This window comes from Bradyrhizobium sp. in8p8 (assembly GCF_000426845.1).
Classification (GTDB): Bacteria; Pseudomonadota; Alphaproteobacteria; order Rhizobiales; family Xanthobacteraceae; genus Bradyrhizobium; species Bradyrhizobium japonicum_C.
The window spans coordinates 122,199-134,266 of the sequence record NZ_AUGD01000007.1; the positions used below are offsets into that span (position 1 = coordinate 122,199).

General features: G+C 63.9%; 11 protein-coding genes. 5 read left to right on the forward strand and 6 right to left on the reverse strand.

Going from position 1 to position 12,068, the window contains the following annotated elements:
• Nucleotides 1-21: 21 nt before the first annotated feature.
• Nucleotides 22-1,866, forward strand: coding sequence for an ATP-dependent zinc metalloprotease FtsH (ftsH, locus tag K408_RS38210; RefSeq protein ID WP_024340236.1), 1,845 nt, complete (start codon nucleotides 22-24; stop codon nucleotides 1,864-1,866).
• Between the two features lie 63 nt (nucleotides 1,867-1,929).
• On the opposite strand, the gene K408_RS0118970 is transcribed toward ftsH, so the two are convergent.
• On the reverse strand, nucleotides 1,930-2,268 hold the full coding sequence (locus K408_RS0118970; protein ID WP_024340235.1) for a hypothetical protein: 339 nt from the start codon (nucleotides 2,266-2,268) through the stop codon (nucleotides 1,930-1,932).
• A 344-nt stretch (nucleotides 2,269-2,612) separates the two neighbouring features.
• On the opposite strand from K408_RS0118970, the gene K408_RS0118975 reads away from it, so the two are divergent.
• Nucleotides 2,613-2,831, forward strand: coding sequence for a DUF6894 family protein (locus tag K408_RS0118975; RefSeq protein ID WP_024340234.1), 219 nt, complete (start codon nucleotides 2,613-2,615; stop codon nucleotides 2,829-2,831).
• 274 nt (nucleotides 2,832-3,105) lie between these two features.
• Here K408_RS0118975 and mgtA read toward each other — a convergent pair whose 3' ends face one another.
• The 5 genes from mgtA to K408_RS0119005 all read right to left on the reverse strand — a co-directional run bounded on the left by mgtA (nucleotide 3,106) and on the right by K408_RS0119005 (nucleotide 8,534).
• Nucleotides 3,106-5,652, reverse strand: a complete 2,547-nt coding sequence (gene mgtA / locus K408_RS38215) for a magnesium-translocating P-type ATPase (protein WP_024340233.1) — start codon at nucleotides 5,650-5,652, stop codon at nucleotides 3,106-3,108.
• A 201-nt stretch (nucleotides 5,653-5,853) separates the two neighbouring features.
• On the reverse strand, nucleotides 5,854-6,339 hold the full coding sequence (locus K408_RS0118985) for a hypothetical protein (protein WP_024340232.1): 486 nt from the start codon (nucleotides 6,337-6,339) through the stop codon (nucleotides 5,854-5,856).
• Between the two features lie 400 nt (nucleotides 6,340-6,739).
• Complete coding sequence (locus tag K408_RS0118995) at nucleotides 6,740-7,018, reverse strand: hypothetical protein (RefSeq protein WP_024340230.1); 279 nt, start codon at nucleotides 7,016-7,018, stop codon at nucleotides 6,740-6,742.
• 365 nt (nucleotides 7,019-7,383) lie between these two features.
• Nucleotides 7,384-8,064, reverse strand: coding sequence for a helix-turn-helix domain-containing protein (locus K408_RS0119000; RefSeq protein WP_024340229.1), 681 nt, complete (start codon nucleotides 8,062-8,064; stop codon nucleotides 7,384-7,386).
• A gap of 158 nt (nucleotides 8,065-8,222) precedes the next feature.
• A complete protein-coding gene (locus K408_RS0119005) occupies nucleotides 8,223-8,534 on the reverse strand; it encodes a c-type cytochrome (protein WP_024340228.1) in 312 nt (103 codons plus the stop codon).
• 169 nt (nucleotides 8,535-8,703) lie between these two features.
• Here K408_RS0119005 and K408_RS38220 point away from each other — a divergent pair, with 169 nt between their 5' ends.
• From K408_RS38220 to K408_RS0119020, 3 genes are all read left to right on the forward strand, one after another.
• Nucleotides 8,704-8,955, forward strand: a complete 252-nt coding sequence (locus tag K408_RS38220; protein ID WP_024340227.1) for a hypothetical protein — start codon at nucleotides 8,704-8,706, stop codon at nucleotides 8,953-8,955.
• Nucleotides 8,956-9,304: 349 nt separating this feature from the next.
• Nucleotides 9,305-9,571, forward strand: coding sequence for an EF-hand domain-containing protein (locus tag K408_RS44115; RefSeq protein WP_349509765.1), 267 nt, complete (start codon nucleotides 9,305-9,307; stop codon nucleotides 9,569-9,571).
• Nucleotides 9,572-9,748: 177 nt separating this feature from the next.
• On the forward strand, nucleotides 9,749-12,040 hold the full coding sequence (locus tag K408_RS0119020; RefSeq protein WP_024340225.1) for a heavy metal translocating P-type ATPase: 2,292 nt from the start codon (nucleotides 9,749-9,751) through the stop codon (nucleotides 12,038-12,040).
• The last annotated feature ends 28 nt before the right edge of the window (nucleotides 12,041-12,068 follow it).

The following is a 12,068-nucleotide window of genomic DNA, read 5'->3' on the forward strand; positions in this document are numbered from 1 at the left end:
CGAGTGCCATGGGAGAGCAGAGTGGAGTCCGATCAAGGTTCACGAAAGCAAGCCATGTTCATGGCCGCTATTCTGGCAGGCGGCATGCTGCTCGCCATGCTGCAGTTCGGCCTGTCGACGTACAGCTCGGTTGAAACCATTCCCTACAGCCAGTTCGAGCAGCTGCTCGCCCAGGACAGGATCGCCGAAGTCACGGTCGGCTCGGATACAATTCAGGGGAAGCTGAAGGAGCCGCTTCCGAGCGGAAAGTCCGCATTCGTGACCGCGCGGGTCGACATGGCTTTGGCCGACAAGCTCGCAATCAAAGGCGTGAGCGTGACCGGCATTCCCGGCGCCGGCGCGCTGCAGACCTTGCTGTCCTGGATCTTTCCCGTCATCGCCTTCTTTCTGATCTGGTTCTGGATCGGCCGCCGCATGGGCGGCGGCCAGGGCCTGGGCGGGCTGATGGCGATCGGCAAGTCCCGCGCAAAGGTTTATGTCGAGAAGGACATCAAGGTCACCTTCGCGGACGTCGCCGGAGTGGATGAGGCGAAGTTCGAGCTCCAGGAGGTTGTTTCGTTCCTCAAGGACCCCACGAGCTACGGTCGATTGGGAGCGCATGTGCCCAAGGGAATATTGCTGGTCGGACCGCCGGGCACGGGAAAGACCCTGCTGGCCCGCGCCGTGGCCGGAGAGGCGGGCGTTCCGTTCTTCTCGATCTCGGGCTCGGAGTTCGTCGAGATGTTCGTCGGCGTCGGCGCAGCGCGCGTGCGCGATCTGTTCGAGCAGGCCCGCAAGGCGGCACCGTGCATCATCTTCGTCGACGAGCTCGACGCGCTCGGCCGCAGTCGGGGGCCGCTGTCATTCGGAGGTTACGACGAGAAGGAGCAGACGCTCAATCAGCTGCTGTCCGAGCTTGACGGCTTCGACCCCAGCGCCGGCGTCATCCTGCTGGCGGCCACCAACCGCCCGGAGATCCTGGATCCCGCACTGCTGAGGGCGGGCAGGTTCGACCGGCAGGTTCTGGTTGACCGGCCGGACAAGAACGGTCGCGTTGCCATTCTCAAGGTTCACGTCCGCAAGATTCAGATGGGCAAGGACGTCGACCTCGACAAGGTGGCGGGACTCACGACCGGATTCACCGGCGCCGACCTCGCAAACCTCATCAACGAAGCCGCGATTGCGGCGACCAGACGGAGCGGAGAGGAGGTCACGTTCGACGATTTCGTCACTGCCATCGAGCGGATCGTGGCCGGCATCGAGAAGAAGAGCAGGGTGCTCAGCAAGGACGAACGGCGCAGGGTCGCCTATCACGAGATGGGCCATGCCCTCGTCGCGGCCAGTCTGCCCGGCGTCGACCCCGTGCAGAAGGTCTCGATCATTCCCCGCGGGATCGGTGCATTGGGTTACACCATCCAGCGTCCAACCGAGGACAGGTTCCTGCTGACGATCGAAGAGCTCAAGAACCGCATCGCGGTGCTGATGGGCGGACGCGCATCGGAGCGCCTGATTTTCGACGGTGCAATCTCCACCGGCGCCGCCGACGATCTTCAGCGCGCGACCGAGGTCGCGATCGAAATGGTGACCAAATACGGCATGGACGAGACGGTGGGGCAGCGCACCTATGCGCCCAAGCCGCAGGCGTTTCTCGGCGCGGCGCAGGACAAGATCGTTGGCGCCGCCGAGGCGACCGGCCGCGAGATCGATCTCGCCGTCCGCAACCTGATCGAGGAGGGCGACCGCCGCGCCCGCGACATCCTTCAGCGGCGGCGCGCTGACCTCGACGCCGGTGTGGAGCTGTTGATCACGAACGAGACGGTGACGTCCGAGCAGTTCGCGCCGCTGCTCGGCAAGCGTAGCGAGGAAAGCAAGCCGGTTGCCGCGTGACTGCAGCGCGCGTCGACGGCCGCGGCTTGCCTTGCAAGAGTTCACATCGAGCCTGCGAGGCGATCAAAGTCCGCGCGAATTGATCTTCCTGCGCAGGCGATGACACGTATCTTCCAGGAGCGTCTGAAGATTCTCGAGGTTCAGAAGCAGCTCCTCTGCTTGTCGCCGTTCTGGCGTTCCGAAAGCGAAACCATTGCGCAGGGTCGCGACGTGCTCCACGCGCTTGCGTCCGGCTGCGGCCCGATGTTCGAAGAACTCGAGCTGCTCCAGATCCTGTCCCAGCCCGTCCTCTTCGGCGATGAGCAGCTTGGTGATTGCGCTTCGGCGGTCAGGCACGAGGTCGGTGTCGTTCAACAGCGCGATGTAGTGGTCGATATTCGCTCGAACGATGTACCGATGCATGGCGCACTTCCCCCGGCATTTGCCGGCAAATATTACCATTATAGGGGCGGTTTGCGAAGATGGTCCTTATCGAGGTAGGGATGCACCTATCAAAATACCGTGGGCGAGGCTAGGTCATGCGCAATTGATCTCCGGCGAACGAGGCGTCCAGCTCCTGTCGCGGCAGATCTGGCTTGATCCGGATCAAGCCTCCCGGTTCCCGGCCCCTCTAAGGTGCGGTTCGCGTGACCCAAACGGGGTTGCGCCGTAAAGTCGCCGCCGAGGTCCATCCCCCATCTCGGCGGCCCTTTTTTCTCAGAATGATCGATTTCAACAGAGCCGCGCGAGATCGCGGGAAAGAGCCGATGCTGACCTACTATTTCGATATGAAGGACGGCGTGCCCGTCCGGGACAGGTCGGGGCTGGAGCTTGTGAGTGATGGCGCCGCCATTGCCCATAGCAAGAGCCTTGCCGAAAAGGTGCGGAGAGAAAAGCCGACGGGTCATCCCGAGCTCCAGATCGTCGTCATCGACGAGAGCGGCCGGGAAGTTCACCGCGAACAAATTTATCCAAGTGCGGTCTGAGCACCGGTAAGGGATGGCAGACCGTATCGTTTCAGAACCGCCTTTCAGCGTGGGCCGAACAGCTCCTTGAGCAGGCCGCCAAACTGACGTCTGGCCGCGAGCGGGACGACCTGCTTGCTAAGATTCGTCGGGCCGATGTCGCAGCTCTCCTCGACAAATGGGTCAACTCTCGGGGGCTTCAGCCACCGAAGTAGGTTGCTTTGCCTCCAGCTGAGTGCGGCTCCGGTCGGTGCGCTGTCGCCTTCACGCGCGGTATCAGCCGAGATCGACCATCTCAGGCGTCAGGCTCCGAGATTGCCAGCCGTTTGGCAACGTTCGCCGAGATCAGATAGGCAGCTGCGATGGCAACTATCGCCGCAACTATTCCTCCTGAAAGCGCTGTAAAGCCGAACAGCCCCCTCCACGGACCGAACGCAAGCGCGAGCCCGGCGAAAAGGGCGCCGACCGAGGTCGCAATCAGGATATTGTGCGGTCGGTTTGCGCGCCACGGCAGGCGCCGAGACCGGATGACGAAAATGACCAGGATCTGTGTGAATATCGATTCCACGAACCACCCGGTTCGAAACAGTGTCGCATCCGCCTCGAACACCCCAAGCAGGACCACGAAGGTGATCGCGTCGAACAGCGAGGAGGCGATACCCATGACGATGGAGAAACGGAGGATGCTCCTCATGTCCCACGTCTCCGGCCGGGCGACATCTTCGGGGTCGACCTCGTCGAAGGGAATGCCGATTTCGGAGAGGTCGTAGATCAGATTGTTCAGCAGGATTTGCAGGGGCAGCAGCGGCAGGAATGGAAGCACGATCGACGCCAGGGCCATAGAGAGCATGTTGCCGAAATTCGAGCTCGTTCCCATTCGGACGTATTTCAGGATGTTTGCAAAGGTCCTGCGGCCTTCGCGCACGCCTGTGGCAAGGACGGAGAGATCGGGAGCCAACAGGATCAAGTCGGCGGCTGCACGGGCGACCTCGGTCGCGCCCGTGACGGAGATGCCGACATGCGCAGCGTGTATCGCGGGGGCATCATTGACGCCGTCTCCCATGAAACCGACGACATGATTGCGGTGCCGGAGCGCGGCGATGATCCGTCGCTTCTGATCGGGGTCGATCCGGGCGAACAGATCGACATCATCGACCCGCGCGGCGAGCGCGGCATCGGTGAGCTCGGAGATCTCGGCTCCGGTCATCACGCGTCCGGACGGAAGGCCGACCGTTCGCGCGACATGCGAGACCACGGCGTCATGATCGCCCGAGAGGATCTTGATCGTCACGCCGAGCGAGGTGAGTGCCTCGATCGCCGAGGCCGCATCCTGCTTCGGCGGATCGGCGAAGACACAGAAGCCGATCATGGTCAAACCGGTCTCGTCTCCGACCGCAATCGTCTGCTGCCCGGCGGGAATCGACCTGACGGCGACGGCAAGGAGCCGAAAACCATCCCGGGCATACCGAGCCTGGATATCGGCCATTTTCTGTTGCCATGCGGCGTCGAGCGGATGGGTGAGGCCGTCGATCTCCACGGCAACGCAGCGGGCCAAGATGGATTCCGGAGCTCCCTTTGCGATCAGCATGTGTTCGTCGTGCCGCGTGACGAGAACGGACAGGCATCTCCGCTCGAAGTCGAACGGGACTTCCGAAAGCCGGACCCAGCCGTCCGGGCCGTCGCGGCTCGCCGACAAGATCGCGTCGTCGAGAGAGCTTCTGACGCCGGTCTGGAATGTGCTGTTGAGGCGGGCGAAGTCCAGGACGCGATCGCTGGACCGGTCTTGGGGATCGATATGCGCCTCCAGCGTGATTCTCGCTTCTGTCAGCGTGCCGGTCTTGTCGACGCAAAGCGTGTCCATTGCGCCCAGATCGTGAATTGCGGACAGCCGCTTGACGATGACTTTCCGCTCCGCCATGCGCAGCGCGCCGCGAGCAAGGGTCACCGTCATCACCATCGGCAGCAGCTCGGGTGTCAGGCCGACGGCGAGCGCGACCGCGAAGAGGAAGGACTCCATTGCGGGACGTTGCGCGACGAGATGAGCCATCAGCACGAACAGCGTGAGGAAGAGTGTCAGTCGAAGGATCAGCAGTCCGAGCCTTTGAACGCCCTCCTCGAGCGCGGTCGGTGGCGCGCTGGCGGCCATTGCCGAGGCGATCGCGCCAAAGCGTGTCCGGCCTCCGGTCCTCACGACCAGCATCTTGCCGCTTCCGCCGACGGTACTGGTGCCCGCGAACAACGCGTTGGTGGCGTCCGCCGGCAATGCCGCCGAGCAGGGCGCGGCCGTCTTGAAGGCGGGAAACGGCTCGCCTGTCATCAATGCTTCGTTGACCTGCAATTCCTGGGCATCGAGGACGACGCCATCGGCCGGTATCAGATCGCCGATGCGGAGTTTCACGACGTCGCCGGGGACGAGAGCCGTCACCGACATCGTCACTTCCCTGCCGTCCCTGATGACGTCGGCCTGAATCGCGACGGATTCCCGCAACGCTTCCGCCGTCCGCTCGGCGCGATGCTCCTGGAGGATATCAAGCGTGATGGAGAGGGACAGTACGGCTGCGATGATGGCAAAGCTGCCGATATCGCCGCTCAGCCCGGACACGATTGCCGCCGCCAGCAGCATCGCGATCAGGGGATTCCAGAGGCGGTGGCCGAGCTTGCGCAGGGCTGACCGGCTTTGCGAGGCATCCGCGCGGTTTGCTCCGAAGACGGCGAGCCGCCGGCTCGCTTCGGTCTGTGTCAGTCCGTCCGGACCCGAGCCCAGCGTGCGGCAGAGCTCGTCCTTCGGCGTTTGCCAGAATTCGGCGGCCAAAGCCTTGGCCGGAATGGATTGCTCGGTCATGGGGAGGGCGCCGATCTGACAGCTGGACCAGGCGAAGGTAAGACGGCGCTCAATCCTTGGGTTGATGCGGCTCAACTCCGCCTCGGGCGGATGCGCGCACGAACCGGATTCACCTCTCTTGAAGGGAGAATGGTGCGCATCGAAGATGCGATCCGGGTGAGGCACGCCCGCCGCGCGCGCAGCTATGCGGCGCTCGGCGCATCATTTCTTCCGGCTGGCCGCCGGCGGCGAGAATATCTGGTTGGCAGGCGGTTGCCCGCCCGCGGGAACGGTGATGGCAATGAAGCCGCGGCCCATCGAGGTGTGGCAGACGTTGCAGCCGTCGGTCAGCACGCGCATGGAAGCTGCGAACTTGCGCTCGTCTCCCGTCGCGATCGCGTCGGCGACCGCGAGCAGCGGCTCCTTCATCGTGGTCACGTTGCTGACGGGCACCGCCGGATAGAATATGGCTGCTTCCGCCAGGCTGTTGGTCAGCTGCCGCAACTCATATGCGGCCAAGTCCCAGTTCTTCGCCTTGCCCGCATACCAGAGCTTGAGATGCTCAATCTGCGCCATGCCCATAACCTCGACGAGACGCGGCGCTTCTTGTTTGGCGCTCGGGGAGGCTGGAAAGTCGGACTGGGCGATCGCGGAGGTGACCGCACCAGCCGACATCGCGAGAACCACGTACCATTTTGTCAGCGTCATCCGAGCATTCCCTGTCAATCTCGACCTTTACTAGCAGGGCTGCGTTCTCCGCCCTTGCGCTGAATCAAGCTTCGCCTTCCCGCTACGCGCGGTGCACCCACGAGTGCTCAATTCAGCTTTCCAAGAAGTCTTCGGATGATCTTCCTCAAATTGTCGGCGTACTCTTCGACGACCTGGCGCCTTTCGGCTGACGGCGAAAGCTGACGATCATCGTCTTCGTCAGCCGGCGGAGTGTCCGTCCGGGATTTCCCGCGGATGATGGAGGCGATCGGCTTTGTCACTTTCACGGGAATCTGGCCTCGGGATAGACTGCGCGCACTGTTCAAAAGCCCGATCTGCACGGCTCATTCATGGACGCCCGGCGCCGCGCTAGATTGCTGCAACGGACCACTCGCTGCGACTAGGGGCGCGAGGCCTTCGGATCGCACTTGGGACAGCGGCCGTCGGCGGCAGCTCCGAGCTGACGGCTGAGCTCGCCCCTGAGAGCCTCCTTGTCCCATTTCGTGCCGTCGCTCTTGACGATTCGCTTGGCGCGTTCGAAGGCGTGGCTCTCGGCCGCGTCGTCCCCGATGCGGACGATGACGTCGTCGTGGAAGGGGCAAACAGTCGTGGCGCGGGTCGTTTCCAGTGCGTAGCGCACGGCGGCGGCGAGATCGTCGGTGTGAATGTCGGCAAGCATGGCGGCTCTCCTGATCGCTTACTCCTTCGCCCAGGCCATCCCTACAGGTCGACGAAAATCGGCCCCGGGGCTCCCTGGGAGCGCCGAGGCCGATTGGTCGCCTGGTTCTTTCGCCCAGGGGCTGAGCTCATTCCAGCAAACCCGCGTTGCCGTTGCTCGTTCCATCGAACCCTCCGGCGGAGCCGCTCTCCGGCCTGCTCCATGCTCGCGGTTTCTGCATCCAGCTAGGGAAGCGGTGCCCGGCCTGTCTTACGAATCCGAGCTTCGCTCCTGTCGGTAACGGGACCTCAGAAAGCGTTCCCGATGCCGATACAACGCTATAATCAGGGTCAGAAACATGGCTTGATCCAGCTCAAAGAACGCAATCAGATATTCATGTCCCTGAGGTGCTGACGATTGCGCAGCACGATCTGCCTCGCACCGGAAAAGCCGAGAATGCCTTCGCTATGCAGCTGCGACAACGCGCGAGAAATCGTCTCCAGCGTCAGCCCGAGATAGTCGCCGATATCCCGGCGGCACATCGGGAGCGCCAGCATGCCGGCGCCGGCCAGCCGCCGATCCATTTCGAGAAGGAACGCCGCAACCTTCTCCATGGCGTTCTTGCGGCCCAGCAGCAGCATGTGGTTCTCGGCGTGATTGAGCTCCGCGGCGGTCATGCTCCACAATTTGCGCGCAACCTGGACGTCGGTGGTCGCGGCCTTTTCCAGCGCAGTTCGCTTGACGAGACGCACCGTCGTATCGACGATCGCTTCCGCCGCGAGGCGGTGGGTGGCTCCGGATTCCAGGCCGAATACGTCGCCGGGCAGATGGAACGACCCGATCTGACGCCGGCCGTCCGACAGCAGCTTGTATGTTCTGACTGAACCCGACACGACCTGGTAGACGTATTCGGCCGGCTCGTCCTCCCCGAAAATCTCTTCATCCTTCTGGTAGGAGAACTCACTCGCGATCAATCCTGCCAGGGCTGCGAATGAATCGGCCACGCGGGACGCCTGCGCGGTCTTGGGACGAAGCGGCTGGTTGACGTCGAGGGCGGTGGTCAGCATCGGATTCTCCTTCTGATGGAGCTCAATTAAGCCAGCCGGTCAGGTCTGGATATTTCGGGAGGATTCGTAGGGCGATGTCCTTACGTAGATGTCCGGAGCGGCCGCGGTTCGATTGCGCCGAACATGAGGCCGCACCGGCGCATGCCCTGCGGCGGGACTCATTTCAGCAACCCGATGTATTCGGCGAGATCCGCGACCTCCGCCCTGTTCAGGGACATGTTCGGCATGTTCGGATGCGGGACGAGAAGCAGAAACGCGAGCCTGTTCTGATCGAAATCGGGTGTCTTCGCGAGATAGGTAAACGGCGGTGCCTGATCGGAGGCGCTTGCTTGGCCGCTCTCGATGAGGTGGCAAGTTGCGCACCACCGCTTTGCGATGTCTTTGCCGCTGAGGGGATCCGCGCCGAGGCTCGGGGCGGTGGATCCGATGATGCAGCACACCGCCGACAGCAATCCGATGATCTTCGACATGCGATGTTCCCTGAGCTCCGCCGCGATGGCTAGGGCGCCACCTGGTGGAATGAACGCCGGCCGAGATCGTTCCTGCGGGCGCTCGGTGTCCGCGCGGGTCCGTTCAGGACATTTGCGTAGGTGTTGGCCCGCAATTTCAATGCTGCAACGACGGGCGCATATGGGGAGCATGGAGCGCAACATCATATTCAAGTGCCCCCGCACCGGCATGAACGTGCAGCACTGGCTACCCGGCACGATGGCGGACGCCGCGGCGACCCACGTCTCGGTCCGATGTCCCGCCTGCGCTTCGTTGCATTTTGTCAACATCGCCACCGGCGAGATGTTGAGCGAAGGCGTCGGTCAGCGGCGTCATCGACGTTCATCCGACGATCCCCAGTCGCGCGTGCCGCGACAAGCGCTCGTTTCCACCGACGGCTGAGCACGTCCGCGCCGTGCCTTGCGCTGGCGGGTTCATCCGGCACAACGCCAGAGATGCCCATCGCTGCCGAGCAGGGTCCTCTCCGCATGGCCCCCGCGTTGACCTGGGTCAAGGCGAACTCGGTGAGGTTCGACACGTTGTTACGTCACAACCAGCCGGAGGAAGCACCATGCGATGCCGAACCATTGCTGCAGCGTTCCTGTTCGCCGCCTTGGGCCATACGGCTCTGGCTCAATCGCCCGCGGAACATGAGTCCCATCATCCAGGGCAGGACCAGGCGCCCGCGTCACCGCAGGCAAGTTCTCCGGCAAACCAGTCCACGGAGCGACGCACGACGCCGGGTGGAGATATGATGGGAATGGTGGGGCACGGGATGATGGGGCAGGGAATGAAGGGACGCGGCAAGATGGGCGGTGACAGGATGGAGCCGCCGGTCGTGTTCCGCATCGTCTTCGCATTGATGGACGCCGACGGTGACGGCAGCGTCTCCTCGCCGGAGTTTCAGGCCGCTCATGAACGAATATTCAAGGCGATGGATAGCAGCAAGGATGGGAAGCTCACCCTCGAAGAGATGATGGTGTTCATGCACAGCAAGAGCAACGTTCCTCAACAATAGCGGAAATCGAAGGACGGCCGCGCCGAGTTGCCTGAAATGGCTTTTGCGCCGGCCCCGTTCCGGCCGCCGCGCAGCCGTTGCTCCGGCCTCAGTTCGCAGCGATTGAGATGAAGCGGCTCGATCGGCGAGGCTGCTTGCGGAGGAGTGCCATGCGTATCCAGCAGCGGAGACCAGGCCGTGTCGTTTGATCGGGTTCTGCGATGGTCTCTGGTCGCGATTGCAATCGCGGGATTGACCGCAGGTACCCTCGCGCGCGCCGCGGGCCGGCCTGATCTGGCCGACTTCGCCTGGGCGCTCGGCACGGTGCCGGTGATCGCAGGACTGGCGATCTCCATTGTCACGGATCTTCTGCGCGGCCGCGTCGGCGTGGACGCGATCGCGCTGCTGTCGATGAGCGCGGCGCTGGCGCTGGGGCAGCCGCTTGCCGGCGCCGTGGTCGCGCTGATGTATTCCGGCGGCAACGTGCTGGAGGAGATCGCGGTCGCCCGGGCGGAGCGGGACCTCCGGTCGCTGGTCGATCGCGCACCGCGGCTGGCACATCGCAAGTCCAGCGAACGGATCGAGGATGTTCCGATCGAGGACGTCGCGGTCGGCGAAGAGCTTCTGGTGCGGGCCGGCGAGATCGTTCCGGTCGACGGAATCGTCGGCTCGGCGTTCGCCACCATCGACGAATCCGCGGTGACGGGCGAACCGATCCCGGTTGAGAAGACACGCGGCAGTGCCGTTCTTTCCGGCTCGCTGAACGCGGGAGAGACCTTCCAATTGACCGTGACCGCGGTGGCCGGCGAGAGTACCTACGCCGGCATCGTGCGCATGGTGACGGCGGCGCAGACGGCGAAAGCCCCCTTCGTGCGGCTGGCCGACCGCTATGCGCTGATCTTCCTGCCGGTGACACTCGTCATCGCCTATGTGGCATGGCACATCTCCGGAGACTTGACCCGCAGCCTTGCCGTGCTGGTGGCGGCGACGCCTTGCCCCTTGATTCTGGCCGCCCCCGTGGCCTTCATCGCCGGTGTGGCCCAAGCCGCGCGGCGTGGCATCCTGGTCAAGGGCGGAGGCGCCCTGGAGGCACTGGCGCGCGCACACACGGTGCTGTTCGACAAGACCGGCACCCTGACGATCGGCGGAGCGCGGTTGCTGTCCGTGGAAGTCGCGCCAGGAGAGGATCCGGATGAGGTTCTCAGGCTCGGGGCCTCGCTCGAGCAGGCCTCGCATCACGTGGTTGCGAAGGCGGTCGTCGCTGCGGCCGTCCAGCATGGCCTCGAGCTGGCGCCGCCGGAACATGTCAGGGAGACCATGGGGTCTGGCCTGAGCGGTGTGATCGACGGACGCCAGGTCACGGCGGGCTCACGCGAGATGTTTCGCTCGCATATCGAGCCGTCGTCGTGGGAGCTGCGAGCGATTCGGCGTGCCTCATGGCGCTCGGCCCTGATCGTCTTCGTCGCGGTCGACGGTCGTATGACCGGTGCGCTGCTGCTGGCGGACGAACTGCGGGCGGATACGCCACGCGCGATCCGGCTGCTGCGAGATGCCGGGATCGCACGGATGGTGATGGTCACGGGCGATCGCGCCGCGACGGCGCAGGCCATCGGAGCAGCGCTCGATCTCGATGCCGTGCTGGCCGACCGTGTTCCTTCCGACAAGGTGGAGGCGGTGCGTAGCGAGCAGCGGCTGCATCCGACCATCATGGTCGGCGACGGCATCAATGACGCCCCGGCGCTGGCGGTGGCCGACGTCGGCGTCGCACTTGGCGCGCGCGGTGCAAGCGCCTCGTCCGAGGCGGCAGATGTGGTGATTCTCACCGACCGGCTCGATCGGGTCGGCGAAGCGATCATGATCTCGCAGCGGGCGCGACGCATTGCCATGCAGAGCATATTTGCCGGCATGGGATTGTCGTTGGTCGCGATGATCGCCGCAACCGTCGGCTGGCTTGACCCCGTGCCTGCTGCGATCGTGCAGGAGGTGATCGACGTTGCCGTCATCCTGAACGCGCTGCGCGCCCTGGCCCCGTCCCTCGCCAGGAGCGGCCCTCGCATCACCGCGGAGCAGGGGCGGACATTGCATCACGATCATCAGGCCCTCTTCAAGGACCTTGACCGCTTGCGGCAGATCGTCGACGCGCTGGACGATGTGATGCCTGAATCCGCCGCTGCGATGATCGGCGAAGCCCACCGGCTGGTTCAGAGCAGCGTCGTGGCTCACGAACGCGAGGATGAAGACAGCGTTTATCCGAAGCTCACGAAGGTGCTGCGCGATCGCCACGGGCTCTCTGCCATGAGCCGTGCACATCGCGAAATCCTGCATCTCGCGCGGTTACTCGCGCGGATCGCGGAGGATCTGCCGTCGGAGAAGATCGACCGCTATCTTGTACGAGACGCTCAGCGCGTGATCGAGGCGATCGAGACGCTGGTACGCATGCACACTGCTCAGGAGGAGGACATCTACGAAGCCGTGGTGTCTCCGGCTTAGCAACCACAAAAGCCGGGACCGGGCTGCT

What these genes read in the sequence shown, in the direction of transcription:
- K408_RS0118970 (WP_024340235.1), bottom strand. Translation starts at nt 2,268, where the DNA reads ATGCATCGGTACATCGTTCGAGCGAATATCGACCACTACATCGCGCTG.
- K408_RS0118975 (WP_024340234.1), top strand. Translation starts at nt 2,613, where the DNA reads ATGCTGACCTACTATTTCGATATGAAGGACGGCGTGCCCGTCCGGGAC.
- mgtA (WP_024340233.1), bottom strand. Translation starts at nt 5,652, where the DNA reads ATGACCGAGCAATCCATTCCGGCCAAGGCTTTGGCCGCCGAATTCTGG.
- K408_RS0118985 (WP_024340232.1), bottom strand. Translation starts at nt 6,339, where the DNA reads ATGACGCTGACAAAATGGTACGTGGTTCTCGCGATGTCGGCTGGTGCG.
- K408_RS0118995 (WP_024340230.1), bottom strand. Translation starts at nt 7,018, where the DNA reads ATGCTTGCCGACATTCACACCGACGATCTCGCCGCCGCCGTGCGCTAC.
- K408_RS0119000 (WP_024340229.1), bottom strand. Translation starts at nt 8,064, where the DNA reads ATGCTGACCACCGCCCTCGACGTCAACCAGCCGCTTCGTCCCAAGACC.
- K408_RS0119005 (WP_024340228.1), bottom strand. Translation starts at nt 8,534, where the DNA reads ATGTCGAAGATCATCGGATTGCTGTCGGCGGTGTGCTGCATCATCGGA.
- K408_RS38220 (WP_024340227.1), top strand. Translation starts at nt 8,704, where the DNA reads ATGGAGCGCAACATCATATTCAAGTGCCCCCGCACCGGCATGAACGTG.
- K408_RS44115 (WP_349509765.1), top strand. Translation starts at nt 9,305, where the DNA reads ATGATGGGAATGGTGGGGCACGGGATGATGGGGCAGGGAATGAAGGGA.